This is a genomic window from Comamonas sp. SCN 65-56, assembly GCF_001724135.1.
Taxonomy (GTDB): domain Bacteria; phylum Pseudomonadota; class Gammaproteobacteria; order Burkholderiales; family Burkholderiaceae_C; genus Comamonas_C.
Window position 1 is genome coordinate 56,120 of sequence record NZ_MEDS01000009.1, and the last position, 25,003, is coordinate 81,122.

The following is a 25,003-nucleotide window of genomic DNA, read 5'->3' on the forward strand; positions in this document are numbered from 1 at the left end:
GTGAATCGGATCAGCCAGGGTAGAAAGGCTTGCCCAGCGAGGCCGGCATATTGACACGAATCCAGGTCGGATTGCGTGAAATGAGCGCCAGCACGACAACCGTGGCCAGGTAAGGCATGGCGCTGAGCAACTGGCTGGGAATGGCCGAACCCTGGCTCTGCAGATAGAACTGCAGCATCGTCACGCCGCCAAAGAGATAGGCGCCCAGCAGCACGCGCATCGGGCGCCAGGTGCCAAAGGTGGTCAGTGCCAGCGCAATCCAGCCCTTGCCCGCCACCATGCCTTCCACCCACAGCGGCGTGTACACCAGCGACAGAAAGCCACCCGCCAAGCCACAGAGCGCACCGCCGGAAATCACCGCCAGCATGCGGATGCGTCGCACCGGATAGCCCAGTGCGTGCGCCGATTCCGGCGATTCGCCGACCGCGCGCAGCACCAGGCCGACGCGCGTGCGGTACAGCATCCAGATCAGCGCGATGGTCAGCGCGATGCCGAAATACACCAGCGGGTGCTGGCGCATCAGTGCCGGGCCGATGATGGGCACATCTCCCATGCCCAGCCAGTTGAAGCGCGGGCGCTCCGCCAGCCTGGCCTGCACATAACCCGTGCCGACAAAGGCCGAAAAGCCGGCGCCGAACAAGGTCAGCGCCAGCCCCGTGGCGTACTGGTTGGCATTGAGCCAGATGACCAGCCAGCCAAAGGCCGCCGACAGCAGCGCGCCCACGGCCATGCCGGCGAGGAAGCCCAGGCTATCGCTGCCGGTGTGCACCGCGGTGGCAAAGCCGGCGATCGCCGCGCACAGCATCATGCCCTCGGCACCCAGGTTCACGACCCCGGATTTTTCATTGATCAGCAGGCCCAGCGCGGCCAGTGCCAGCACCGTGCCGGCGCTCAGCGTCGAAGCAAAAAGGAGTGGATAGACTTCCATCAGCGAACCCCCACGCGACTGGCGCGGCGAATGCGGTAATTGACCAGGGTGTCGCAGGCCATGAGCGAGAACAGCAGCAAACCCTGGAACACATCGGTGAGCGACTTGGGCAGGCCCAGGCGCGATTGCGCGAGCTCACCGCCGATGTAGAACATGCTCATCAAAATGGCCGCCAGCACCATGCCCAGCGGATGCAGCCGCCCGACGAAGGCGACGATGATGGCGGCAAAGCCATAGCCCACCGGGACATAGGGCGTGAGCTGCCCGACCGGGCCGGCCACCTCCAGCGCACCCGCCAGACCGGCCGTCGCACCCGAAATGAGCAATGCCGTCCACAGCGCGCTGCGCGAGGAAAACCCGGCATAGCGTGCCGCCGCGGGCGCCACGCCGCCCACTTGCAGCGCATAGCCGGCGCGCGTCCTGAACAGGTACAGCCACAGCAACGCCGCCCCCGCCAGCGCGATCAGCGCGCCGATGTTCACGCGCGAGCCGGCCATCAGCTTCGGGATGCGCGCCATCGCCTCAAACGTGCGCGTCTGCGGAAAGTTGTAACCCATCGGGTCTTTCCACGGTCCGAACACGAGGTAGTTGAGTACCTGGATGGCGACGTAGACCAGCATCAGGCTGACGAGAATTTCACCGGCATTGAAGCGGTCGCGCAAAAAGGCCACGATGGCCGCCCACAGCATGCCGCCGATCACCCCGGCCAGCAGCACGACGACGACGATCCAGCGACCGGTTTCCTTGCCCGCCATCAGCGCCGCGCCACCGGCGAAAATGGCGCCGATCACGTATTGACCCTCGGCGCCGATGTTCCAGATGTTGGAACGAAAGCACACCGCCAGGCCCAGCGCGATCAAGAGCAGCGGCGTCGCCTTCACGCCCAGTTCGCCAAGCGCATAGGTGGATTTGATCGGTTCCCAGAAGAACACCCCCAGGCCCTTGACCGGGTCCTTGCCCAAGAGCGAAAACAGCAGCACCCCGAGCACCACGGTAATGGCCAGCGCCAGCAACGGCGAGGCCCAGGCCCAGGTGCGCGAGGGTGTCGGGCGCAGTTCAAGCCGCAGCATGGGCTACCTCCTTCTCGCTTGCCTGCGCACCCTCGGCACCAGGCCACAGGCCGCTCATCCACTGACCAATCTGCTCCACGCTCGCATCCTTGCGCGGCAAGCTGGGCGAAAGCTGGCCCTTGGCGATGACGTGCAGGCGGTCACAAATCTCGAACAATTCGTCCAGCTCCTCGCTCACCACCAGCACCGCGCAACCCTTGTCGCGCAGCGCCAGAATCTCGCCGCGGATCTGCGCCGCAGCACCCACATCCACACCCCAGGTCGGCTGCGAAACGATGAGCAGGCTGGGCTTGGCATCGATCTCGCGTCCCATGATGTACTTTTGCAGATTGCCGCCCGAGAGCGAGCGCGCCGCGGCATGCGTGCCAGCCGTTTTCACGTTGAAGCGCTGGATGATGTCCGCCGACTGCGCACGCAGCTTGCCCATGCTCAGCCATCCCATGCGGCCCACGGCCTCCTTGCGCGTCAGCAGCAGGTTCTGCGCCAGACTCATGTCCGGCACGGCGCCACGCCCCAGGCGCTCCTCGGGCACAAAGTGCAGACCCAGCGCGCGGCGGCCAAACGGGCGCATGCGCCCCGCCGGTTTGCCTGCTATCGAAATGGATGCTGCTGGCGCACGCCGGTCCTCGCCAGAGAGCGCAAACAGCAATTCACGCTGGCCATTGCCGGAAACCCCCGCAATACCCACCACCTCGCCCGCGCGCACCTGCAGGGACACGCCGTGCAGGTCCACGCCAAACGGGGAATCCCGCTCCAGGCTCAGCTGGTTCACGGTCAGCACCGCCGCCCCCGGCTCCTTGGCGACATGGGTCAGCGGTGGCGGCTCGGCACCTATCATCAGGCGTGAGAGCGACGCATTGGTCTCCTGGCGCGGATCGCACACGCCCGTGACCTTGCCGCCGCGCATCACGGTGCAGGCGGTGCACAGCGCGCGGATCTCGTGCAGCTTGTGACTGATGTAGAGGATGGAGCAGCCTTCCGCGGACAGGCGCCGCAAGGTGATGAAGAGCTTTTCCACCGCCTGCGGCGTAAGTACCGAGGTGGGCTCATCCAGAATCAGCAGGCGCGGGCCGGCCAACAGCGCGCGGATGATCTCCACCCGCTGCATCTCGCCCACGCTCAGCGTGTGCACCGGCCGCAGCGGATCGATGTCCAGCCCGTAGGCCGTGGCGGTATCCCGAATGCGCTGCGTCACCTGCACCAGCGGCAAGGATTTGTCCAGGCCCAGCCAGACGTTTTCCGCCACCGAAAGTGTCTCGAACAGGCTGAAATGCTGGAACACCATCGCAATCCCGAGTTGGCGCGCCGCCTGCGGGTTGCGTACCAGCGCCAGATGCCCATCGACACGCATCTCGCCCGCATCGGGTTTGACCGCGCCGTAGATGATCTTCATCAACGTGGATTTGCCGGCGCCGTTCTCGCCCAGAACCGCGTGCACTTCGCCGGGCTGAACGGTCAGCGACACATCGCTGTTGGCGACGACGCCAGGATAGCGTTTGGTGATGCCGCTCAGCTGCAACCGGGGCACGGTCGCATCGAGCGCAGGGTTGACATGCAGGGGCGGCATGCTGGTTTGTCTCTCTTGTAGGTATGGATGAAATCTTTGCCCGACGGGACAAGGGCCGCAGTGGTCTATTGTGTGGCACCGGCAAGCCGATACCAGCCAAAAATTGCATACGATCGTTGTACACCAAAATTGTGCACATAAATCAGTGATCGAGCATCAGCAGAAACCCGAAGAAACCCCAGTCACCAGCGCCGAGCCCGACGGGGAGCGGCACGCAGGTCTCTGAATCGGCAAGGCGAAGCGCGCCATCATGCGCTGGAAGACGATGCCGCATCCATCGTCGCAGCGGGTGACGCTCCCGGCTGCGCCGCGTCGACAGCCTTCACTTCCACGCGATTGCGCCCCGCCCGCTTGGCCACATAGCATGCCATGTCGGCACGCGAGAGCACATCGGCCACTGCGGCATCGTGCATCAGCATGACCAGGCCGATGCTCAGACTCATGGAAAAACTGCGCCCGTGGTAGGTCGGCTCCCACCCTGCCACCACCCGGCGCAGCTGGTCGGCCAGTGCCGTCGCGCGGTGCACGTTGGCCCCGGGCAGCACCACCGCAAATTCGTCACCTCCCAGTCGCGCCACCCAGCCCATCTGGCGCACCTGCGCCTGCAGCAAGCGTGCGAGGTGGCGCAACACGTCATCGCCCGACGCATGACCGGCCAGCTCGTTGATCAGGGTGAAGTGGTCGATATCGATGTGCAGCAGGGCGCCGGCCTCGGGGAACAGCGTTGCATTGGCGCGCGCGCCGCGGCCGACGCGCTCCGACAGCAGCAGCTGCAGGCGCCGCTCGAGGGCCGCACGGTTGGGCAGGAAGGTGAGCGTGTCGTTCCAGCGCTCCCAATCATGCTGCAGGCGTGCCTCGCGCTCGGCGGAGCCATCTTCCAGCACCCAGACCACGCCCTCGATCGGGCCGTCGAGCCGCACCGCAGCGCCCTGCACCCGCGCCCAGAAGGTGGCACCGTCGCTGCGTGCCAGCGGCAATTCGCCATGAAAGCTCCCGTGCGCCGCGAAATCGGCGCGCACGCGCTCAAGCACATCGGCGCCATCCGGTGCGCTGGAGACCAGTTGCAGCAGGTCGCGCCCCACCAATTGCGCCGAGGTGTCATAGCCCAGCAGGCGGCAGGCTTCGCCACTGACCAGCTCGATGCGCTGCGCCCGCGTCAGCGCAATGCCCAGCGGCACCTGTTCCAGCACCGCGTCCAGGTGGCGCGACAGCACCAGCGCGTTGCGCAATTGCTGGCGGCGCAACTGCACCAGGCGGCCAAAGACGCGCACGACGTCGTCCACTTCGCCATTGGCAAGCGCGCGGCGCTGCTCCGACCACGGCACGCTGGCCGGGTGCTCCCCCGCCAGCACCGCCCGCGCGCGCTGACGCAGCAGCGTGAGCGGGTGCATCAGCCACCATAGGGCCCCCAGTCCCAGCAGCGCCACCAGCGCCATTCCCGCGCCAGCCAGCCACCATGCGCGCTGCTCGGCCGCCACCAGGGGCTGCAGCAGCGCCGGGCTGTGGTTGACCCGAACCACCACCCATTGCGGCAGGCCGACCACGGCCCAGCCCACGACCGAGCCATCCGCCAGCACCACCTTGCCCGGCACCACGGGCGAGCGCACCGCGCCATTGCGCATGAACAGCCCGCCAAGCTCCGGCTCGTCGCGCAGCGGACCCAGCACCCGGGCAGGGTCGGGGTGCGAGAGGATGATCCCGTCGCGCGAGAAAACCACAAAGCGGGTGTCATCGCGCACCGGCAGCGCCAGCGCCGGCGGCAGCAGGCTTTGCGACTGCAGGCGCAACGCGCCGACCACCACCGCCGTGACCCCTCCTGCGTCGTCCAGCACCGGCAGCGCCAGCAGCAGTTGCGCCTGGGCGGCGGTGTCCCCCAGCACGCCCGAAACCATGGGCTTGCCATTCGCCCGCACGCGCTGCAGTACCTCCTGCTCGGCGCCAGAGATGGCCGCCACCGATTCCACCCGGTCGCCCTGCAGGCGCAGGCCGCTCGCGCCATTCACCTTGAGCACCACCACCGAATCGAACACCCGCCCCACCTGCCGTCCTTGCAGCAGCCAGGTGCGCAACTTCGGCGTGGAATTGAGCACGGCAGGCGTCACGCCGTCGGCCACCGTGGCCAGCAGTTTCAGGTTCTGCTCTATCTTGCTCGAGAGCATGCGCGCGAGCATCTCCACCTCGCCGCCATCCTGGTCGAGGATGCGCCGCACCGCCTGCGGCTCGCTGGTGCGCGACATCAGCCATGCCGACGCCACCCCGCTGGCGACCACGGCCACGAGCAACAGCAACGCCAGTGCGCGCACCAGCGGGCCGGGCAGCCAGGTACGGCGCAGGGCCTCCTCGGGCACCGGCGTGTCGGGGGCAGCGTCCATCAGCGCTCCTCCCACACCGCGCGCGCACCGGTCAGCACCCAACCCAAGACGATCTGCATACGCATGCATCCAGCCGATCCTGCACCGGCTCCCGAACGACTATAGACAGGGACGGCGTGCCGTCACCTTGGGTACAACCCTGTGATGCCGCAAGGAAAACCCTAGGTTGATCGACGCCGACGCCGCCCGGCTTCATCGCCGATGCGGCGACAATCGCGTTCGCCTTCACAGAATCCGCCATGCCGAACTTCACCGACACCTCCGCCCCCGGTTCCTGCATCTTTTGCCGCCTGATCGCGGGGGAGATTCCCAGCGCCAGGGTTTTCGAGGACGAGCAGACCGTGGCCTTCATGGACTTGGGCCAGGTCAACCCCGGGCATGTACTCGTTGCCACGCGCCGCCATGCGGCAACGCTGTGGGATGTGACGCCCGACGAAGCTGCCGCCGTGATGCGCACCGCGCACCGCATCGCCGCTGCCGCGCGCACGGTGTTCGAGCCCGCCGGTCTGATGCTGCTGCAGGCCAATGGCGAGGTGGCCGGCCAGACCGTGGCGCACTTTCATTTGCACGTGGTGCCGCGGCATGCAGACGACGGCATCGACTTCACCTGGCCGCGCAAGAACCCCGGCGCCGATCAGTTGGCTGACTACGCCCGCCGCCTGCAGACGGCGCTTTCCACCACCGGGTCTGGCTCCTGATGCCACCCGCAGCCCCCCGGGAGGGCGCGCTCGAATCCGGCACGGTCTCGCCAGCACTGGCGGTGGTGGCGCTGGCGCTGCTGCTGAGCATCCAGCCCATCACCACCGACGTCTACTTGCCGGCACTGCCCGCGCTCACGCGCGATCTGCAGGCACCGGTGTCGATGGCACAGCTCACGCTGTCGGCGCTGCTGCTCGCGTTTGGCTGTTCGCAGCTGTTCTGGGGTGCACTGTCGGACCGCTTCGGGCGCCGCCCCATCCTGCTGGCGGGGCTGTCGGTCTACGCCGTCGCCTCCATCGGCAGTGTGCTGGCGCCCAGCATGGGCTGGTTGGTCGCCTGGCGCGTACTGCAGGGGGCGGCGATGGGTGCCGCGGTGATGTGCGCCCGCGCCATCGTGCGCGACCTGTACACGCCACTGGTCGGCGCGCGCGCCATGTCGCGCGCGCTGACCGGCCTGGGGGTGATCGCCGCGCTGTGCGCGCCGACCGGAGGTCTGGTGACTGAATGGCTGCACTGGCGCGCCGCCCTGCTGGTCTGCACCCTCTATGGCTGCGCGGTACTGGCGCTGGTGGTGCTGCGCCTGCCCGAGACCTTGCGCCAGCGCAATCCGCACGCGCTGCAACCCAAGGTGCTGATGCACACCTGGGCGCTGGTCACACGCTCGCCCACGTTTCTCGCCTACTCGCTGCTGACCTGCGCCACCTACGGCGGGTTGTTCACGTTTCTCGCGGCGTCACCCTTTGTCTTCATCGAGGTGCTGGGCCTGTCGCGGGCGGAGTTCGGCCTGGCGCTGTTTTCAATCTCCATGTTCTATCTGACCGGCACCCTGTTGTGCCGTCGGCTGCTCACCCGGCTGGGGCTGCGACGCACGGTGGCCGTGGCTGGCTGGCTCAGCCTCTCGGGCGGGCTGCTGATGCTGCTGTCGGCCTCGCTGGGGGCGCGCAGCATCACCACGCTGCTGCCACCGTTTTACCTCTTCATGCTCGGCCACGGCATTCATCAGCCTTGCGGGCAGGTGGGCGCGGTGTCGCCCTTTCCACAGGCCGCCGGTGTGGCATCCGCGATGAACGGTTTCATGATGATGGTTGTGGCCTTTGCCGCCGGCTTCTGGCTTGGCAACGCGCTGGATGGCAGCATCTGGCCGCTGGTGCATGGCGTCCTGGTGTGGGGTGTGGTGACTGCCACCATCGCCTGGACCTTGGTGCAGCGCTACGGCGAACCCCAGGAGGCGCACTGAGTGCCACCCAATGATGCAACCACGCCACAATTGCCGGGGCCAGCGCTGCCAACGCTTGCGACTTGACCGATATTTTGTATACACTTTTGTGAACGACAGGCGAACTCTGCCTTTTCCAACACAGAAGCCCCATCCACCACAGGAGACACAATGCGTAAATCATGGATAGCCTTTGCCGCTGCCGCGGCTTGCACCCTGGGCGCACAGGCGCAAAGTTCGGTGCAACTGAGCGGCCTCGCCGACGTGTATGCCGGTTCCATCCGCATGGCGGGTGACGCCTCCCGCCGCACCGGCCTGGGCGACAGCGGCATGACCACCTCCTGGCTCGGCCTCACTGGCTCGGAAGACCTGGGCGGCGGGCTCAAGGTCGACTTTGCCTTCACCTCGTTTTTCAACCTGTCCAACGGCCGCCAAGGGCGCTTCCCCGGCGATACCTTCTGGTCGCGCGATGCCAATATCGGTCTATCCGGCAATTTCGGTTCCGTGAAGCTGGGCCGCTGGCTGGCGCCCAACTTCCTGCCGTCCATCATCGGCAACCCGCTGGGCGATTCGTTCACCTTTGCGCCGCTGATCCTGCACATGGATGTGCCGCTCTTCAACGGCAGCGGCTGGGGCAGCACGATCGAGGGGGACACCGGCTGGAGCAACCAGATCGCCTACACCACGCCCAACTTGGGTGGCTTCAAGGGCACGGTGCACTACCAACTGGGCAACAGCAATGCAGCTGACAAAGGCAAGCACAACGCCGGCGCAAGCTTCCTGTATTTCCAGGGCCCCCTGACGGTGACGGGTTTCTACGAGCGGACCCAGCTCGCCAACCCCGTCCCGGCAGATCTTGGCCACACCAAGACCAACTGGTTGCTGACGGCCGCCTATGACTTCAAGGTCGTCAAGCCCTATCTCGGCTACGGTCAGTCCAAGGTGAAATCGGTCGGTGGCAACGCCAAGACCTTCCATCTGGGGGCCTCCGCTCCCTTGGGTGGTACCGGCAGCCTGCTGGCTTCTTGGGCCCGCACCCGCAACACCATCGGCGGGGGAAGCGCCACGCGCAAGACCTTGACCGTGGGCTACGACTATTTCATGTCCAAGCGCACCGATCTGTACGCGATGTACATGAACGACCGCATCACGGCGCAGACCAGCGGCAGCAGCTTCGCGGTGGGCATCCGTCACCGTTTCTGAGGACGGCAGTTTTCTGATCCCAAGGTATTGAACAGCCCGCAGTGCACACCACTGCGGGCTTTTTTCATTTCACCATGACTCCAGTACCGCATCTCGCTGAACTACGCCCAAGCCCGATACAGCAGGTTTATCAATCACTTAGGCGCGTTCAACATATGCCGGTGCTTTCCGAAACCTGACCCGGCTTGTGCCCGCATGGCTCCCATGTGGCCCCTGGAAACCGGGTCTTTCCGAGGAGTCATCATCACCAAGTCCGCCGTCGATGCGGCGCAACCCCAGGCGCAGCCGGTCGAACTGCGCGACACCCTGGTGCCCGGCTTCCTGTGCAAGGTTACCCCAGCGGGCCGCAAGGTGTTCATGCTGCAGTACCGCACGAACGCTGGCGAGCGCCGCAAGCCGGCAATCGGACTGTACGGGGAACTGACCGTCGAGCAGGCGCGCTCGCTGGCCCAGGAATGGCTGGCCGAGGTCCGTCGGGGCGGCGATCCCGGCGCGGCCAAGACTGCTGCACGCAAAGCCCCGACCGTTGCCGAACTGTGCGACAAGTTCATGGAGGAGCACTCCAAACAGCGCAACAAGCCCAGCACGCAGGCTGGCTACCAGAAGTGCATCAGGAACAACATCATTCCGATGTTGGGCCGCATGAAGGTGCAGGACGTCAAGCGCCCGGACGTGGCCGGGGCGATGAAGAAGATGGCGCACAAGCCGGCGGACGCGAACCGCACTTTCAGCGTGATGCGCAAGATGTTCAACCTCGCTGAAGTCTGGGGCTACAGGCCTGACGGCACCAACCCTTGCCGCCATGTCCCGATGTACCCGAACGGCAAGGCCACCCACCTCATCAGCGACGAGGAGATGGGCAAGCTGTTCCGATACCTCGACTTCCTGGAAACCGATGGGCTGGGACTGGACCACGCCGTCCTGCCCCTGGCGATCCGGCTGCAGTTCGAGTTCGCGGGTCGCCGCTCCGAGGTTGTCACGCTGCAATGGGACTGGGTTGACCTGGAGCACCGGCGTGTGGTCTGGCCCGACAGCAAGACCGGTGGGATGTCCAAGCCCCTGAGCGAGGAAGCCTGGCGGCTGCTGTCCGCCGCACCTCGTCACGACGACTGCCCGCATGTCTTCCCTTCCCCGAACCATCCCGGGCAGCACATGACCACGGGCGAGTACTACGGTGGTTGGACCCGCATCCTCAAGCGTGCCGGCGTGTCCCACGTTGGCACGCACGGCATCCGCCATCGCTCGGCGACCGACATCGCCAACTCCGGCATTCCGGTCAAGGTCGGCATGGCGCTGACGGCACACAAGACCGTGGCGATGTTCATGCGTTACGTCCACACCGAGGACAAGCCGGTGCGCGAGGCGGCCGAACTGGTGGCCCAGCGGCGCAAGACGGTGGTGGGCGCGCGGTTGGCAACGGAACTGGTGGCAGCACCGTGACGGCCACACTGGAAAACTATACCCGTCTCGGGTATAGTTGTGATACGTTGCCGCAGGTTCTCAAGCGCAAGGACTTCGCTCGGTGGCAGGCGGGCGAGAAACTGTCCGATGCCGCCCTGTGCAAAGCGGTGCGGGAGATGGAAAGCGGTCTGATCGATGCCGATCTGGGCGGCCACCTCTACAAAAAGCGCGTGGCGCGCGCCGGTGGCGGCAAGAGTGCTGGTTATCGCACCTTGCTCTCGGCCCGCATCGGCACCCGGTACGTGTTCCTGCACGGGTTTCCCAAGAGCGCCACGGCGAACATCGCGCAGGATGAAAAGAAGGCGCTGCAGTACGCGGGCAAGGTGTTCCTGGACCTTCCCGCGGCAGCGCTTGTGAAGGCATTGCAGGCAGGCGTTCTACTGGAGGTGCATTGTGACGAGCAAGCTTATTGAATCGCTGCGCGGCGACCTAGCCGCGCTGCACGAGGCCGGCGCGATCGGCAAGGTGACCATGCGCGAGTTCGACGCCATCTGCCCGCCGCCGGTGCGCGAGTTCAGCGCGATGGACATCAAGCGTCTTCGCGAAGCACTGAGCTTCAGCCAGCCGGTGTTCGCGCATCACCTGCACACGTCGGCTTCGACCGTGCGCAAGTGGGAGCAAGGCGAGACGCGGCCGGCGGGGCCTGCGCTCAAGCTGCTCAACGTGATCGCGGACAAGGGCCTGCAGGCCATCATCTGAAAGGAAGCTCGTGCATCTGACCGGCCGAGGCCGCTCAGGACTCGTTGACGCATGACGGACTTGCAAGGGATACCGGACGACGAACTGGCCGATTTGGCGCGGCGTTGGCGCGGTGAGGCGCTGCGCGGCTCCAAGGATGCGCGGGGAACTGCGCACCTGTACGAGGTCGAATTGAGACGCCGGGGCAGGAGCAGCAGCAACGAAGCAACGCAAGTCGTGCTGGACATGCGGCCGCTGTCGGCACGCGGAGAGTCGCGGCCATGGTGGCGCCCTTGGTGATGATTGCCCTTGTTCAGCGGTGTGCAGGCGTTGGCCGAGCCAGCCCAACTAAATTCAGCCCACCGACCACTCCACCGTGATCCGTGGAACACGCCATCAGCCGCCAGACTTGCGCCGCCAGGGTTCACATTCAAGACAGTTGCTGACGACTAAAATCAATGGGGCTGCCATGTCCATAATGAACACCTGCTCGTTTTGCATCGAACTACTACATTGCGTTGCCAAGGATGCAGACGCCGATTTCTCCGGCGTGGGATTCATTTGCTATAGCGACCTCTCAGGCCTGCCCCATCTGGCGTTAAATGTTCCACCATGCTCGGTCCGCGCACTGCCCGTTGTTGGGGTGATCGCTACCGGGGCCTTCCTCGCAGAGGCGTCGCGAGGCTCCTCGCCGCTTCACGATGGGTTTCATTTCATCGCAGCTCAGGGCTTTGCGTTGACTCACGTTTGCCAATTCATTGCTCCAGTGATTCCTTCAGATTTATCGAATGTCCAGTTCGCCGCAGGTGCAAGGCACATGTCTGCACAATTGGCATCTAGAGCCCAAGGTATAGAGGCAACGGCTCTCATGGCAAAGGATGGCAATGGTGTCGTTTACAAGGACGGAATCAAAATATTCGAGGAGCGGCTGCGGTGATTCCTTTAAGCGTTACTTCGTCTGACCTAGAGCGGCTTGCTAAGCTTTCAGCGGTGTTGGGAACCATTGCCGCTGCGTTAGCCGTTACGGCCCGGTGGGATGCGCTTTCAACTGCTCCCTTTTCAGTGATTGGGCCGGCGATTTCTGCTGCCTTAGCGGCCCCTACGCTGGTCATCTTGATAGTGAGAAAGATTGAGTGGAAGTATCCATGGCTTTCGAAGCTCCTTGGTCGCCGTATGGCTCACGGACTGTGGTGGGGAGAGCTTGATTCGGACTATGTCAAGAATGCAGGAGATGCCTCACTTCCTCCCATTCCTATCGCCTTCGTCATCAGGCAGACCTACTTAACCTTGTCGATTAAGTCATACACGTCCGCCTTACCGGGTGAGTCCATCCTTGAAACGCTTCATGCGCATCCAGTGACCGGTGATGCGAACCTCCGCTACGCCTATCAAATGACTAGACGGGCTAACGCAGAGAACAAGGCCACCCTCGGCTACGGGGATTTGGTGCTTGGTGGCGAGGACAGGGAGCTCACAGGTCATTACTGGACGAATTCGCCGTCCTCCGGTCGCATTCGCCTTATGTTACTGACCCGCGATTGCAATGACATTCGCTCGTTCGAGGATGCTCTAAGGAACAAAAAACGTCTCGAACTGAAGTCGGATTCTATATAGAAGTCATGAGTACTTGAACCGCCCTGCGCGATTCAGCTTTCCGCCCTTACTGCGTGCCGGCGGGATCGACTAATTTCCTAAAGCTACCGAAAAATCATGCTCGCGGCGGTGGTGCACACTTTACCCGCGGCCGCTCCCTCCCAATACCGAACGACCTATTACCTGCGCCGGCGAAAAAAGCTTCGGAGCTTTGTATATGGAGGCCTTGGAGGGTTGCGAGCCACGTGCTGAACGTTGCGAATGGTGACAGGCACACGCCGTACCGCGTAAACCTGCCCGTTCAAGCGGATGACACAGTCCATGAAGTGTCGCCCCACGTAGGCGGTGTGCTCCTCCGCGCTGAGTAGCCGCATTCCAACGCGTCGATGTCCCAAGTCGCTGCGCTGGTCCGCCTCAACCCCCTCATTGCGAACAGTCCATTCGACCGTCGCAAACTCTGGCACCACATGCGGATTGACAATGACGAAGGAGAGCGTGCAGTCTTTTGCAACGCCTGGCACCTCATTACGATATGTAGCCACGGTGCGAGGAGGCGTTCCAGTGAACACCTTCACCTCGATCTCTGGTAGCTGCATGACTGCTCGCCCGGAGCCTTCGTCTACGATCTCAACTTGGTCTGCCTCAGGTAATGGCATAAGGAACGAGAACGCTTCCGACCAAGTAAGCGCAGCCGATGCTTCGTCTTTGGCGTCGCCAGCTCGCTCGGCAATGTCCTGCAGCGCAGACAGCCGAGGCAGGAACCCGTCCCATGCCTCCACCGTCATTCGATTCAGATCTTCTTTTTTGTCGATCGGATTCTCGACCTTAGGGTCATCGAACAATCGATCGTGCATCTTCTTAATGACCGCAAGGAGCGCATCGTCATCAGTCAAGCCGAGCAGGCGCTGCGCCCACAAGTCCTGATAGGCCTCAGTGACAATGACGGTCAGGAAAATGGATGTCGGCCGCGACCCGGGAGCATCATCAAAAGAGACTGCTGCCCAAGCCTTGAGATACCGAACAAGCCGTCGAAGCTGGTCGCGATCGTCGCCACTGACTGCTTCTTTGAACCACTTGTATAACTTTTTTGGGTCGCTGTGCTCCCACTTCCCAGACAAACAGGCCAAACGTCGGACGTCAGAGTTTGTATTGAGATGGTAGACCGGCGTGTCAATGTGGAACTGCTGAATGTATGAGGCGCGGGAGCAGCGCTCCTTGGGCGGAACTTCGACCTTCTTCAATTCTGCGCACACTCTTTCGTACTCAAGAAGCTCGGCTTGAACCCAGTCCCTGAATCGACCCGGCTTCAGTAGACACCTTCGAGCCTCAAACCTGAGGCCCAATAGGAGGTGCCATGACAAGCAAACAACCTTACCCTGAAGAATTCAAGGAATTCAAGATCGAAGCGGTCAAGCAGATCACGGAGCGAGGCCATCGGGTGGCCGAGGTCTCCGCGCGGATCGGTGTCAGCCAGCACAGCCTGTACAAATGGATCAAGCTCTTCGCAGTGCCTGAATCTGAGCGCCAGGTCCAGGTGTCCCAGACCGAGGAGCTGCGGCGCCTGAAGGCCGAACTCAGGCGTGTGACCGAGGAGCGCGACATCCTAAAAAAGGCCGCCGCAGGAGTACAGCGTGCGGCGCATGTGCAAAGTGATGCAGGTCCATCCCAGTGGCTACTACGCCTGGAAGGCAGAACCGCAGAGCCCGCGGGCCAGGGACGACCAGCGCCTGCTGGGCCTGCTCAAGCAGGCGTGGCTGGAGAGCGGCGGTATTTACGGCTACCGCAAGCTGACGCTGGACATGCGCGACTTGGGTGAGCGCTGCGGCAAGCACCGCGTGGCGCGTCTGCTCAAGGCCGAAGGTCTTCGTTCGCAAACCGGCTACGGTCGCAGGCCAGGCATGCGAGGTGGCAAGCCTGCGGTAGTTGCACCCAACCACCTGCAGCGCCAGTTCACGGTGGCCGAGCCCAACCAGTCCTGGGTCACCGACATCACCTACATCCGAACCCATGAAGGTTGGCTCTACCTGGCCGTCGTTGTTGACCTGTTCTCCAGGCAGGTGGTGGGCTGGTCCATGGCAAGCCGTATCGACACCAGCTTGGTCCTCGATGCGCTGCTGATGGCGCTATGGCGACGCCAGCCGCTGACACCCGTAGTGGTTCATTCCGATCAGGGCTGCCAATTTACAGGCCATGAGTGGCAGACCTTCCTGCGTGACCACAACCTGATCAGCAGCATGAGCCGGCGCGGTAACTGCCACGACAACGCCGTGGCCGAGAGCTTCTTCCAACTGCTCAAGCGTGAACGCATCCGCCGACGCATCTATGCGACTCGCAGTGATGCACGCAGCGATGTCTTCAACTACATCGAGATGTTCTATAACTCCCAACGCCGCCATTCGTCGGCCGATGGACTATCGCCGGTAGAGTTCGAGCAGCGACATTTCCAACGGCTCAGGGGTGTCTAGAAAAGCCGGGGCGATTCACAGTTGCTTAGGTGTTGGTTCTGCGTCTTGGTCGTTGTTCCACTCGAAGTACAGGCCGACGTCAACGTCATACTCTTCACCGAGGTGAACCGGCTTGATGAGCGTAGCGTACTTGTAGGAGCCCTGAAGCCACGTGGAGATGGTGTAGCCGTGTGAACCGCCCCGGCTTTCGTGGAGGCCGTTTGGTTTAAGTCAGGCCACCACCGCGGTGGCCTGCTTGGCAAGCTGCCGGTAATAGTTTGCCTCAGCTTCTTCTGCCGGTGGGATATATCCGATGGGCCCGAGCAGCCTGTGATGATTGAACCAGGACACCCATTCCAACGTTGCCAGCTCTACTGATTCACGGTTTGGCCAAGACCGGCGGTGTATCACCTCGGCCTTGTATAGACCGTTGATTGTCTCGGCCAAGGCGTTGTCGTATGAGTCGCCCTTGCTGCCCACCGAGGGCTCGATACCGGCCTCTGCCAGCCGCTCGGTGTAGCGAATACTGACGTATTGAACGCCCCTGTCGGAATGATGCGTCAATGCGCCATCGCGCTCAGGTTGCCTGGCGTACAAGGCTTGCTCCAAGGCATCGAGCACAAAGTCCGTGTGCATGGAGCTGCTCACCCGCCAACCCACAATGCGCCGGGCGTACACGTCTATGACAAAGGCCACATACAACCAGCCTTGCCAGGTCGAGACATAGGTGAAGTCCGAGACCCAGAGCTGGTTGGGCCGATCGGCTTTGAAGATCCGGTTGACACGGTCCAGCGGACAAGGCGCCTTCATGTCGCTGATCGTGGTTCGCACCACCTTGCCTCGGCGCACACCCTGCAAATTCAGACGCCTCATCAAGCGCTCGACCGTGCAGCGGGCAATGACAACTCCCTCCCGATTCATCTGCTTCCAGACCTTGTCGGCGCCGTAGACGCACCGGTTGGCTTGCCACACACGTTGAACCTGCTGAACAAGGGTGTCGTCTCGTTGTGCACGGGCACAGCGCAGATGGGGATTGCGTTGATGGGCGGCGTGGCGCCAGTAGCCTGACGGGGCGATCTGCAGTACCTTGCAGATCGACTCGACCCCATAGGCTTGTCGATGTTGGTCGACGAAGCTCTTCAGGACTTCAAACGGCGGTCGAGTTCCGCCTGGGCGAAAAAAGCGCTCGCGAGCTTGAGGATCTCGTTGGCTTTGCGCAGCTCTTTGTTCTCGCGTTCCAGCGCCTTCATCTGTTCGCGTTCGGACGTGGTGATGCCATCGCGCACGCCAGTGTCGATCTGGTCGCGCTTGACCCATTCATTCAGGGTCTGCGGCACGCAGCCGATCTTGGGGGCAATGGATTCAATGGCGGCCCACAGCGACGGGTAATCGCCTCGGTGCTCTCGCACCATGCGAACAGCGCGTTCGCGCACCTCGGGTGAGAACTTGTTCGACTTCTTCATAGCTCAATCCTCTCAGAGAAAAGAGCCTCCTCAAAACCCGGGGCGGTTCAAAGTGGTCAGCGAGGTCATTCCATTGTTGCTGCAGAAACTCTCGCTGCTCCGTGGTCGGGGTGACGCGTCCAATGAGTGTCTGGTCGATGTTTCCGTTGAACAGCTTCGAGGCTTGGCCCATCAGCCTTCCTTCACTAGTTTGGGTTGTGGTTGGTGTGCGAAACAGGCGTCGCCGTTGATCATGCTTTGCTAACGACGCCTGCTCCGCCCAGGCCAAGACAGTTGCCCCGTAAGTTCAGCCAAACCACCATCGTCCTCGACACGCACACCAAAGCGGTTCAGTTCGACCTCGGGTAAATCCTCGCTGTCGAACCACAACAGCGAAGTTGTGGTGTCAGTGCGTGCGTAGTGCCTGGAGAGCTCCCAGAGGTCAAGGCCCTTTTCCCAGTTGTCGAACCAGATGTCTTGTGCAACTTCATCCGTGTCGGTAGCACTGCTGCCTGAAGAACGGAGACGGTGAGCCACAGAGCCGACGGGGATGACAGATCTGGGAGATATCCAAGCTCCAGCCTGTCGCAAACTGGTGGAGCGTGCCGCGTAGCGCACGGCCCCGCGCTCCATGGTTACGAAGGCGCACGGGATGTCGCTGAGGGAGGCGAACCGTGACGCCGCGGCGGGAAATGATGTGCTGAACAAGGTCGCCATGCGCTGGATCAGTTCCAGCGAAGGCTCCTCCTTGGGCACAAGCGACAGCCACTGCTGATACGGCATCAGCAACTCGGCGGCGAAGGTGTCGCAGGCGACTTCGTTCGGATGCCGCTTCGCATAGGACCAGGACGGCACCTCTTCATGGCTCGATTCCAGCGCAAGCACGATATGCGCAATTTCGTGGCAGATGGTGAAGCGCTGGCGTTCTTCTGTCTCCAGCGAATTCACCGTGATCACGTGCCTGCCATTCGGCTTGGTGATCGTGTAGCCGGACTCACCCTCACCAAGCTCATCCTTCTTGACTTTGGCGTTGGCCGCGACCACATAGGGAGTCAGGTCTTCCCGGATGCCGGACACATCAACCTTCGCAACAAAGGCCCGTGCTTTCTGTGTGACATCCGCTTCATCCATGTTCAGTCGTCCTCGTCCTCGAATGCTCGCTGTATCCGGGCGATCAGTGTCGCGGGATCGGGCCTTGTATTTCCACGATGCCTCACGCCTGCTGCAGCCGAAAAGATCTCAATGCTGATGGACGGATCGTTCAGCACGAATTCCACGAGGCGCGGATCAGCCTCCGCATGGTCAACCAGCCACAGTACCAGCGCAGCATCTCTTTCACCTGGTTTCAGGACCTTCAGCAGTTTCTCGACCAAGTCAGTTGAGGGGTTTGTCTTCTCGCCGGACTCCAGCCGGTGGACATAGGCATGGTCCACCGAGGACAGTTGCCCGATTTCGCGCAATGAGAGGGTCCTGCGCTCGCGTAGCGTCTTGAGGGCGACGCCCAGGCCTGTTTGTGACATCCGTTCCGTTCCTTGCGACTGCGACGGACGGCGCGATGCGCCCGCCGCCGCAGCTACTGCGTTATGCGGCACCAAGCCCACCATTTGCAGCCTGGCACCAACTCTGATACATTGTTGTCCAGCCAGACAACAGACATGGATTCTTCGACTCCAGCAGGTTGACTTGGCTTGACTCGCCCGTTGTCTGCAAGAGCAACGTATTTTGCTTCAGCAGGTGGTCATTGGCAACTCGGCCGGCTGGCCGGGGTCTCGATGGTTCAACTTTAGGAAATTCGCCATGACAGGCAAGAATCAGCATGTAGTTCCTCACCAGGACGGTTGGGCCGTCAAGGGTGCCGGCAATCATCCGTGCACGACACACAGCAGCAGGCCATTGACGCTGGGCGAGACATCGCGCGCAACCAGCAGTCGGAACTGGTCATCCACCGTCCGGATGGCCGCATCCGTGACAAGGACAGCCACGGCAACGACTCCTTCCCGCCGAAGGGCTGAGTGCGATGACGGGCGTGCCCACCTACCATGTGCTCGCCCTGTCTGGGGGCGGCTATCGCGGCCTGTACACAGCGACGGTTCTGGCCGAGCTCGAAGCCGTGCTGGGCCGCCCCATCGCTTCGCATTTCGATCTGATCTGCGGTACTTCCGCAGGCGGCATGCTGGCCTTGGGACTGGCAGCAGAAATCCCGGCCATTGAACTCAAGGCACTGTTCGAGAAGCAGGGCTCCCGCATCTTTGGTTGCCGCAGTCTCGCTCGGCGCCTTCTGGGCTTCTGGTTAACCGCCAAGCACGACTCCGCGGGATTGCGGTCGGTGCTGACCGATCGTTTCCAAGACGCCACGATCGGCAACTTGAAGCACCGTGTTCTCGTGCCAGCCGTCAACTATTCGACCGGGCGTGGCCAGTTCTTCAAGACGCCTCACCATCCCTCATTTGAGATGGACCACCGCATGAAGATCGTGGATGTGGCGTTGGCGACCGCCGCTGCCCCCGTTTACTTTCCACTGGCGCGCAACGACCGTGGCGTCTTTGCGGATGGGGGTCTGGTAGGCAATGCGCCCGGACTGTTCGGGCTTCACGAAGTCAATACGTTCCTCGCGCCTAAACAGAGTGCGCTGGTTCGGGTGCTGTCCATCGGCACGATGACGATCGGCGCAACGGTCCGCGGTGGCGCCAGCCTTGACCGAGGATTCGGCAAGTGGCGCGGGGGGCTATTCGATCTGGTGATCTCCGCCCAGGAGTCGTCGGTGGACTACATGCTGCGACAGGCCTTGGGTGGCAACTACTTCCAGATCGACGACAAGGCCACGCCCGATCAAAGCAAGGACGTAAAAGCGCTGGACCGTGTGTCCATCGGTGCCACGAACACGCTGAAGGACCGCGGCAGCCACGCTGCACAGCGCGCACTGGGCGACCCTCTGTTCCAACCGTTTCGAGCGCACCAGGCCGGCGCACCTACCTTCTATCACGGCCCCAACAAGAATGTGCCGGAGGCCGCATGCTGAACCTGAGTCCGCTTTTCTTCACCACCGTCGATGACGGAACCTGCATGCATGAAGAGCTGGATCTGCCAGTTGAACAACGTGCCTGGATCGCCAGCGCTCGCAACGATGTCAGAAACTGCCTGCGCACCGGCATCCCGCGCGTTTTGCGCGAACGCGGGTATACGGACGACGTGCCGCAGCCGCGCTTTTTCACGCAAGGATCGTGGGCGTACAAGACCTTGAACGCTCCTGCACAGCGCCCGCAGCAAGCGGATGTCGATGATGGCTGCTATCTCCCACTGAGCTTCGTCTCGCAGACGAAGCGCCCCAGCAGGGCCACGACGGTGTTCTTTGCCGCCGCTGAAGAAGCCTTGAAGCCGCTGGTCCAAGAGAAGCACTGGAAGCTGGTCTCCGACAAGCCGACATGCGTCCGGATCGTTATTGCGGCCTATGCCCACATCGACGTTCCGCTGTACGCCATCCCCGATGAAGAGTTCGTCACGCTCGCGAAGGCCTCGATGGAGCGATACGGTTACGACTCGCTGACGGAGGCGGTGAACATGGCAGAGCGGGATGCCTGGACGGCGCTGCCCGCAGACAAGGTGCTCCTGGCTCACCGCGAGTGCAACTGGATGCCCTCCGATCCCAGACCTGTCAAGGAATGGTTCTTGGGCGAAGTGGAGGCCAAGGGCGAACAGTTCCGCCGTGTGATTCGCTACTTGAAAGCGTTCCGCGATTGGCGGTGGTCCAGCGGCGGACCCGCCTCCATCCTGTTGATGGCTGCGGCGGCACCACTGTTCGAGAAGCGGGATCGGCGCGACGACCTGGCGTTGCTGGACGTCGTGGCGGCCCTGCCGGCTAAGCTGCGTGCGGGGGTGAACAACCCGGTGGATGAGTCGGAGTCGCTCACGGTGCGACTCGGCAAAGAGGGCGTCGAAGAAGCGGCGAAGGCGTTTGAAGCATTGGAGAAGGTGCTGCGCGGCGCAACTGACGCCGGCAGTCCTTCACAGGCCTGCATCTGGATGCAAGGCGAGTTCGGCCCGCGCTTCCCGAATGAACCGGCTCGGGTCAAGGTGGTATCCGTTGCAGCCACCATCGCCGCAGCGCCGGCTACGGCTGGTCCGAGCGAATTGGTCGGGCGAACGAAGGCGGGATGAGCAGCGTTGCCGCAGTCGCGGACGTGATCGAAGCCTTTGAGCGGCAAGGCTTCGAGTTCGTCGGCAAGACGGAAGACAGCTGGTTCAAGCTGCGGGGGCTGTTGATCCCTTGCGGCGCGGTCGATGGCATTCCATGTGAGGTTCAGCTCGACCCTGCCTTCTTCGACCTGCCTCGCATCCGGCTGCTTGAAATTCCGCCTGAACTGCCCAAGGCGGTTCCTCATCTTGGTGCGGATGGCGGCCTTTGCTATTTGGCCAAGGGGACCGTGGTATTGGACATCTACGATCCAGTCGGGCAGTCCTTGGCATGTCTGCAACGCGCGGCCGCCGTGCTGGGGCGAATATTGAAAGGCGAGATGATCGAAGACCTCGCCGAAGAATTCTTTGCCTACTGGAGCGGCTGGCTTTGCTTCGTAGACATGCAAGGCGAAGATCTGGGCCGGCAGAACTGTATCGTTGCGCAAGCCCATGGCAATCCGCTCTGGTTCATCACCGACAACGAAGAACGAACAACCAAAAAGCTGCATTCGCTCGGCTACCAGGTCACCGATAGAACGGTGCTGACCTACCGAGTCAAGACGACCGCTCAACCCCGGCCGCTGACCAGCCACTGGCCTCCCGAAACCGTGGGGGACGTGTTGACTTGGCAAAGCACCCTGGACCCTCGGTGTCGGCGCAAGATTCACGAACGGATCAAGGAGGGGCAAAGCAAGAAGGCCAATGGTGTCCTCATCGTCATCGAGTCGCCATTGATGACGTATGGCTTTGTTGTGCTCTTTGACCACCAACCGTTGACGCACAAAGCCAAGCTCGCTGATCGCAGAGATTCAACCTTTGGACTGAAGGTGATGCCCGTCTCTGTGATCCGGATCGATGACCGGTATCTGGCCCAGCGCAACATTCCCAAGTTGAGAACGGTGGCGGGGAAACGAATCGCACTTGTGGGGTGCGGCACGATCGGCGGATACCTCTCGGACATGCTGGTCAAGGCCGGGGCGGGCACATGCGGCGGAAAACTCACGCTGGTGGATTTCGACGCACTCCTTCCACAGAACATCGGGCGGCATCGCCTCGGATTTCCCGACCTGCTGTCGAACAAGGCAGAGGCCATGGCGCAGGAACTCAAGCGCTTGTCGCCAGGCGCCGAGGTTCACGCGCTTCCTGTAGATGTCAGACAGGCTCAATTGGGAAAGCTTGACCTGCTCATCGATGCCACCGGCGAAGAATCCCTCGGGCACTGGCTGTGCGGCCGATATCGGGCGCCCACCCCTATGCTTTCTGTCTGGATCGAAGGGCCTGGAACAGCTGTGCGGGCGCTCCTGAGAACGAACGCGTCGGGTGCGTGCTACCGGTGCTTATGGCACAGCCACAGAAGAGGCGAACTTCGCTCGACCGTTGATGCTCTACCGAACATCTTGGCAGGCCATGGGTGCGAGGGCTTGTATGTGCCATTTCCGGCTTCGGTGTCGGTGCAGGCTGCCAGCCTGGGCGCTGATATGGCCCTTGATTGGATCAACGGCGTCCACTCTCCTGCGTTGCGAACCCGGCTGATCGATCAGACCCATCAGCTGGCCACGTCCGACTGCGATCCTCAGCGAGATCGGGATTGCCCTCTATGCAATTCCTAGGTTCCTGGGCAACCGGCGACAAAGGCACGTTGCTGCATTTTTCGGCAGGTACGCTGCAGACATTCAATCAGCATATTCAGGGCACTGATGCCGACTGCGAAGCCGGTGGGCTTTTGCTTGGCTCCGTGCATGGAGGCCACTTGCTCATTGAGCAAGCGACGGTTCCCACGGCTTGGGACAAACGGTTTCGCTACCTGTTCGAGCGGATGCCGTTTGGACACGAAGCCGGAACGGTGCGCTATCTGGGCGAATGGCATACCCATCCTGAAGATCATCCCCATCCTTCTGGTCTCGACAGATCGGAATGGAACCGACTTTCAGCGCAGCGTCGAGACAAGCGGCCCATGCTCGCCGTCATCGTTGGACGAAAGTCGCTGCATGTTGAACTGGTGCCCAGTTCAGGTCGCGGCGCGGTGCTGAACGCCGTGGAATAGCCGCCAATCAATTCATTGGCATCCCAGCGTCGACCCGACAGACCCTCCTTGCATCGCCATAACGCCTCAATGGTGCCTTTGTCCGGAAAGAGCCTCAGTTCATGAGGCTCGGCCATAGCCCTTGACTAGGCGGGAAGCCATTGCGGGGAAAAGCATGCTGAGTACCGCGTCGTAGCGCGCCGGCCGCAGGTGGGTTGCATCGCTGGCGTTCACCTTGTCGATGATCCCTTGACGCCAGGATGCGTAGCGCTCGGCCTGCTTGGCCGTGAATCTGGACTCCAGGCCGTAGGCTTTGACCGCCATGGGGTACAGCGTATGCCATTGCTGGTAGTCGGAGCCGCTCTGCATGATGGCGTTGAGAACCTGATACCCCGTGTCGAATGCATAGCCGATGCCGCGGTCATGCTGGATCGACAGCAGCCTTGGGACGATGCCCGCAAGCCCCGCCATTTCGGGGTCGGCTGCGCCTGGGTAGCCGTGAACGGCAAGGGCTTCGGCTGCCTCCGTGAGCCGCTGCCAGGGCTCGCTGTCCTTGCTCAATAGTTCGGGCTTGGGGCCTTCTCCTCGATGCGTTCGCCTGGCCTTGTCGATGCGGGTGTTGGTATCGTGGAATTCCGTGGCGGCCGCCAGATAGATCGATGCCCACTCCGATGCCGGTGTCGCGAGCAGCCGAGGGCGCCTCAGTTCGGCAAGGCGCTCCTGGAAGCGGACTGTGACCGGGTGCTCGTCCAACTCCATTTCGAGGAGTTGGCGACGAAAACGCCAGGCTGGGTGATGGACCCAGCGCTTGCCGACGGTCTCGTCCACCACCAGGCGACGTAGTCCCTCCCGGGTGACCCGGCCGCCAAGCGATCCGATGTCTATTTCCAATGTTGGAAGGTCAAGCTCCTGAATGCGGCGCAGCTTCTCCTGGTCGATGCCATGCGTCACGGTGACTTCGACCAGCAAGGTCTCGGGCCAACGCTGGCTGCTGTGGCTGTCTTCGATCAATTCCTCGAAGCCATCATCGAGCCAGGTCTCCACAACCCCGAAGATGAAGGGCCGAGGCTCGCGCAGGGTGCTGATGACGTCGGGGACGATGCTGCCTTGCTGCTTTTCCAGCCGAGTCTTTTCAAGCGACAGCGTCGTGGATCCGGTCAACCATTGCATGCGAAGCGTGTTGCTCTCCCATTCACCGCTGAATTCGTCCGGGGCGTAGCGGATCACCTCCACATTGAGGCCCGGCGTTGCGATGTGCGAGGACTGCTCCAGGATCGCCTTCACTTCGCTGTGCAGCAGCGTCTCGCGACGCAGTTGCAGGGCGGCGGCAAGATCCAGATCAGGAGACAGGCTGCGATGAAACGAGGTTTCCTCCGCATCTCCCCAGGCATCCATGGCGTCCAGCGCGGCCTGACGGGCCTGTGCGGCAGCTGCCGCTTGCAGAGCCTGGTCGTTCCAATGGGTGCACCACTGGATGTCTGGGAGCAACCGCAGCCGTGCGCGGATCTCTTCTGGAGACATCATCGCGATGGCGGGATCGGACAGGGATACCGTAACGATCGCCCGCCCATGGCCATCGCTGCCAATCTCGCGCTGGCCGGTGAGATCGACCAGGAGTTCGCTGCCGTCGTCGAGCGTCAGCAGCGCAGTGGCATGGTCATGGAGTACCGCGCCGGCAATCGAGACGCGCCGTGCCGGCATCTCGGCCCAGCCCTCATACCCTTGACCGCTGAACCCGACGGCAGAAGCCGATCTCCTGTGCCGAGGCAGATCGATGAAACCCCGCTCCTGGAGGTTTCGAATCGCCGCGAGCCGCGCAGCGACAAGCGTGCAGTCATCTTTCTGAGCGCCTTTGGGGTGACGAAAGTGCGCTGTGGGGTTGCGATGCAGAGGCTGACCAGCCAGCACCGGCGTCAGAGAAAGATGGCAGGACGGGCATTGGCATTCGGCCCGACCTTCGGAGACCTCGGCATCGTGGATGTAGCGAGGCTCGCCGGTGCGCGCATCGTGGGCCCACTTCAGCGGCACGCTGCTGGCGGAGACCGTGCGCCGGTCTACGGAAGTGGAGCTTCTCACCTGCCAGATGCTGGATCCTTGTGCCATTGCCTCCTCTTGTTCCTGCTGCCGAGCCTCG

Annotated in this window: 23 protein-coding genes, 2 pseudogenes and 1 other annotated feature; of the genes and pseudogenes, 15 read left to right on the top strand and 10 right to left on the bottom strand. The window is 62.6% G+C overall.

The features are described 5' to 3' along the window. Positions 1–10 precede the first annotated feature (10 nt). The 4 genes from ABS45_RS06995 to ABS45_RS07010 all read right to left on the bottom strand — a co-directional run bounded on the left by ABS45_RS06995 (position 11) and on the right by ABS45_RS07010 (position 5,937). Entirely contained in the window at positions 11–928 is a 918-nt protein-coding gene (locus ABS45_RS06995) for an ABC transporter permease (protein WP_291554434.1), read from the bottom strand. After that, positions 928–1,998, bottom strand: coding sequence for an ABC transporter permease (locus ABS45_RS07000; RefSeq protein WP_291554436.1), 1,071 nt, complete (start codon positions 1,996–1,998; stop codon positions 928–930). The genes ABS45_RS06995 and ABS45_RS07000 overlap by 1 nt, the downstream gene beginning before the upstream one ends. Continuing rightward, complete coding sequence (locus tag ABS45_RS07005) at positions 1,985–3,565, bottom strand: ABC transporter ATP-binding protein (protein ID WP_291554438.1); 1,581 nt, start codon at positions 3,563–3,565, stop codon at positions 1,985–1,987. The genes ABS45_RS07000 and ABS45_RS07005 overlap by 14 nt, the downstream gene beginning before the upstream one ends. Positions 3,566–3,813: 248 nt before the next feature. Further along, the gene (locus ABS45_RS07010) at positions 3,814–5,937 is read right to left on the bottom strand and encodes a diguanylate cyclase (RefSeq protein ID WP_291554440.1); all 2,124 of its coding nucleotides are present in this window, start codon (positions 5,935–5,937) and stop codon (positions 3,814–3,816) included. 239 nt (positions 5,938–6,176) lie between these two features. Between ABS45_RS07010 and ABS45_RS07015 the strand changes: the two genes are divergently transcribed. The 9 genes from ABS45_RS07015 (at position 6,177) to ABS45_RS07055 (ending at position 12,808) form a co-directional block, all read left to right on the top strand. Beyond that, positions 6,177–6,635 (top strand): HIT family protein, encoded by a 459-nt coding sequence (locus ABS45_RS07015; protein WP_291554442.1) that lies wholly within the window; start codon positions 6,177–6,179, stop codon positions 6,633–6,635. Beyond that, entirely contained in the window at positions 6,635–7,873 is a 1,239-nt protein-coding gene (locus tag ABS45_RS07020; RefSeq protein ID WP_291554444.1) for a multidrug effflux MFS transporter, read from the top strand. The genes ABS45_RS07015 and ABS45_RS07020 overlap by 1 nt, the downstream gene beginning before the upstream one ends. A gap of 150 nt (positions 7,874–8,023) precedes the next feature. Continuing rightward, positions 8,024–9,055, top strand: a complete 1,032-nt coding sequence (locus tag ABS45_RS07025) for a porin (protein WP_291554446.1) — start codon at positions 8,024–8,026, stop codon at positions 9,053–9,055. 195 nt (positions 9,056–9,250) lie between these two features. After that, on the top strand, positions 9,251–10,495 hold the full coding sequence (locus ABS45_RS07030; RefSeq protein WP_291554447.1) for a site-specific integrase: 1,245 nt from the start codon (positions 9,251–9,253) through the stop codon (positions 10,493–10,495). 47 nt (positions 10,496–10,542) lie between these two features. Continuing rightward, positions 10,543–10,929, top strand: coding sequence for a type II toxin-antitoxin system RelE/ParE family toxin (locus ABS45_RS07035; RefSeq protein ID WP_291554501.1), 387 nt, complete (start codon positions 10,543–10,545; stop codon positions 10,927–10,929). Then, entirely contained in the window at positions 10,910–11,215 is a 306-nt protein-coding gene (locus ABS45_RS07040; protein ID WP_275053718.1) for a DNA-binding transcriptional regulator, read from the top strand. Before ABS45_RS07035 ends, ABS45_RS07040 begins: the two co-directional genes overlap by 20 nt. 51 nt (positions 11,216–11,266) lie before the next feature. After that, entirely contained in the window at positions 11,267–11,494 is a 228-nt protein-coding gene (locus tag ABS45_RS07045) for a hypothetical protein (RefSeq protein WP_291554452.1), read from the top strand. Positions 11,495–11,663: 169 nt separating this feature from the next. Next, positions 11,664–12,131 (top strand): hypothetical protein, encoded by a 468-nt coding sequence (locus ABS45_RS07050; protein ID WP_291554454.1) that lies wholly within the window; start codon positions 11,664–11,666, stop codon positions 12,129–12,131. Continuing rightward, entirely contained in the window at positions 12,128–12,808 is a 681-nt protein-coding gene (locus ABS45_RS07055) for a hypothetical protein (RefSeq protein ID WP_291554457.1), read from the top strand. The genes ABS45_RS07050 and ABS45_RS07055 overlap by 4 nt, the downstream gene beginning before the upstream one ends. Before the next feature lie 158 nt (positions 12,809–12,966). Here the strand turns inward: ABS45_RS07055 and ABS45_RS07060 are convergent, their stop codons facing one another. After that, the gene (locus tag ABS45_RS07060; protein ID WP_291554459.1) at positions 12,967–14,028 is read right to left on the bottom strand and encodes a hypothetical protein; all 1,062 of its coding nucleotides are present in this window, start codon (positions 14,026–14,028) and stop codon (positions 12,967–12,969) included. Positions 14,029–14,141: 113 nt separating this feature from the next. Between ABS45_RS07060 and ABS45_RS07065 the strand changes: the two are divergent. After that, a pseudogene (locus ABS45_RS07065) lies at positions 14,142–15,252 on the top strand (IS3 family transposase). Positions 15,253–15,267: 15 nt separating this feature from the next. Here ABS45_RS07065 and ABS45_RS17625 read toward each other — a convergent pair. From ABS45_RS17625 to ABS45_RS07080, 4 genes are all read right to left on the bottom strand, one after another. Further along, entirely contained in the window at positions 15,268–15,411 is a 144-nt protein-coding gene (locus ABS45_RS17625; RefSeq protein ID WP_366246626.1) for a cyclic GMP-AMP synthase DncV-like nucleotidyltransferase, read from the bottom strand. A 51-nt stretch (positions 15,412–15,462) separates the two neighbouring features. Continuing rightward, a protein-coding gene (locus ABS45_RS07070) for an IS3 family transposase (protein ID WP_291554461.1) occupies positions 15,463–16,694 on the bottom strand; the annotation gives its coding sequence in 2 pieces (ribosomal slippage) (positions 15,463–16,403 and positions 16,403–16,694; 1,233 coding nt in all). Continuing rightward, positions 16,300–16,416 (bottom strand) — a sequence feature (AL1L pseudoknot). (Overlaps the previous gene by 117 nt.) Before the next feature lie 240 nt (positions 16,695–16,934). Continuing rightward, complete coding sequence (locus tag ABS45_RS07075; RefSeq protein WP_291554462.1) at positions 16,935–17,804, bottom strand: ImmA/IrrE family metallo-endopeptidase; 870 nt, start codon at positions 17,802–17,804, stop codon at positions 16,935–16,937. 2 nt (positions 17,805–17,806) lie between these two features. Beyond that, positions 17,807–18,193 carry a helix-turn-helix transcriptional regulator gene (locus ABS45_RS07080; RefSeq protein ID WP_291554464.1) on the bottom strand — a complete coding sequence of 129 codons (387 nt, stop codon included), beginning with the start codon at positions 18,191–18,193 and terminating at the stop codon, positions 17,807–17,809. Positions 18,194–18,470: 277 nt separating this feature from the next. Here ABS45_RS07080 and ABS45_RS07085 point away from each other — a divergent pair. From ABS45_RS07085 to ABS45_RS07105, 5 genes and pseudogenes are all read left to right on the top strand, one after another. Further along, positions 18,471–18,685: pseudogene (locus tag ABS45_RS07085) on the top strand (DUF2188 domain-containing protein). A 5-nt stretch (positions 18,686–18,690) separates the two neighbouring features. After that, the gene (locus tag ABS45_RS07090; protein WP_291554466.1) at positions 18,691–19,692 is read left to right on the top strand and encodes a CBASS cGAMP-activated phospholipase; all 1,002 of its coding nucleotides are present in this window, start codon (positions 18,691–18,693) and stop codon (positions 19,690–19,692) included. Then, positions 19,686–20,828, top strand: coding sequence for a CBASS cGAMP synthase (locus tag ABS45_RS07095; protein WP_291554468.1), 1,143 nt, complete (start codon positions 19,686–19,688; stop codon positions 20,826–20,828). The genes ABS45_RS07090 and ABS45_RS07095 overlap by 7 nt, the downstream gene beginning before the upstream one ends. Next, positions 20,825–22,456 (top strand): ThiF family adenylyltransferase, encoded by a 1,632-nt coding sequence (locus ABS45_RS07100; protein WP_291554470.1) that lies wholly within the window; start codon positions 20,825–20,827, stop codon positions 22,454–22,456. Before ABS45_RS07095 ends, ABS45_RS07100 begins: the two co-directional genes overlap by 4 nt. Further along, positions 22,444–22,890, top strand: a complete 447-nt coding sequence (locus tag ABS45_RS07105; protein ID WP_291554472.1) for a Mov34/MPN/PAD-1 family protein — start codon at positions 22,444–22,446, stop codon at positions 22,888–22,890. The genes ABS45_RS07100 and ABS45_RS07105 overlap by 13 nt, the downstream gene beginning before the upstream one ends. A 99-nt stretch (positions 22,891–22,989) precedes the next feature. Here ABS45_RS07105 and ABS45_RS07110 read toward each other — a convergent pair whose 3' ends face one another. Continuing rightward, the gene (locus tag ABS45_RS07110; RefSeq protein WP_291554474.1) at positions 22,990–24,972 is read right to left on the bottom strand and encodes a hypothetical protein; all 1,983 of its coding nucleotides are present in this window, start codon (positions 24,970–24,972) and stop codon (positions 22,990–22,992) included. Positions 24,973–25,003 lie beyond the last annotated feature (31 nt).

Bases quoted from the DNA above. Each gene is read 5' to 3' on its own strand.
- ABS45_RS06995 (WP_291554434.1), bottom strand. From the start codon at position 928: ATGGAAGTCTATCCACTCCTTTTTGCTTCGACGCTGAGCGCCGGCACG.
- ABS45_RS07000 (WP_291554436.1), bottom strand. From the start codon at position 1,998: ATGCTGCGGCTTGAACTGCGCCCGACACCCTCGCGCACCTGGGCCTGG.
- ABS45_RS07005 (WP_291554438.1), bottom strand. From the start codon at position 3,565: ATGCCGCCCCTGCATGTCAACCCTGCGCTCGATGCGACCGTGCCCCGG.
- ABS45_RS07010 (WP_291554440.1), bottom strand. From the start codon at position 5,937: ATGGACGCTGCCCCCGACACGCCGGTGCCCGAGGAGGCCCTGCGCCGT.
- ABS45_RS07015 (WP_291554442.1), top strand. From the start codon at position 6,177: ATGCCGAACTTCACCGACACCTCCGCCCCCGGTTCCTGCATCTTTTGC.
- ABS45_RS07020 (WP_291554444.1), top strand. From the start codon at position 6,635: ATGCCACCCGCAGCCCCCCGGGAGGGCGCGCTCGAATCCGGCACGGTC.
- ABS45_RS07025 (WP_291554446.1), top strand. From the start codon at position 8,024: ATGCGTAAATCATGGATAGCCTTTGCCGCTGCCGCGGCTTGCACCCTG.
- ABS45_RS07030 (WP_291554447.1), top strand. From the start codon at position 9,251: ATGGCTCCCATGTGGCCCCTGGAAACCGGGTCTTTCCGAGGAGTCATC.
- ABS45_RS07045 (WP_291554452.1), top strand. From the start codon at position 11,267: ATGACGGACTTGCAAGGGATACCGGACGACGAACTGGCCGATTTGGCG.
- ABS45_RS07050 (WP_291554454.1), top strand. From the start codon at position 11,664: ATGTCCATAATGAACACCTGCTCGTTTTGCATCGAACTACTACATTGC.
- ABS45_RS07075 (WP_291554462.1), bottom strand. From the start codon at position 17,804: ATGGATGAAGCGGATGTCACACAGAAAGCACGGGCCTTTGTTGCGAAG.
- ABS45_RS07080 (WP_291554464.1), bottom strand. From the start codon at position 18,193: ATGTCACAAACAGGCCTGGGCGTCGCCCTCAAGACGCTACGCGAGCGC.
- ABS45_RS07090 (WP_291554466.1), top strand. From the start codon at position 18,691: ATGACGGGCGTGCCCACCTACCATGTGCTCGCCCTGTCTGGGGGCGGC.
- ABS45_RS07095 (WP_291554468.1), top strand. From the start codon at position 19,686: ATGCTGAACCTGAGTCCGCTTTTCTTCACCACCGTCGATGACGGAACC.
- ABS45_RS07100 (WP_291554470.1), top strand. From the start codon at position 20,825: ATGAGCAGCGTTGCCGCAGTCGCGGACGTGATCGAAGCCTTTGAGCGG.
- ABS45_RS07105 (WP_291554472.1), top strand. From the start codon at position 22,444: ATGCAATTCCTAGGTTCCTGGGCAACCGGCGACAAAGGCACGTTGCTG.
- ABS45_RS07110 (WP_291554474.1), bottom strand. From the start codon at position 24,972: ATGGCACAAGGATCCAGCATCTGGCAGGTGAGAAGCTCCACTTCCGTA.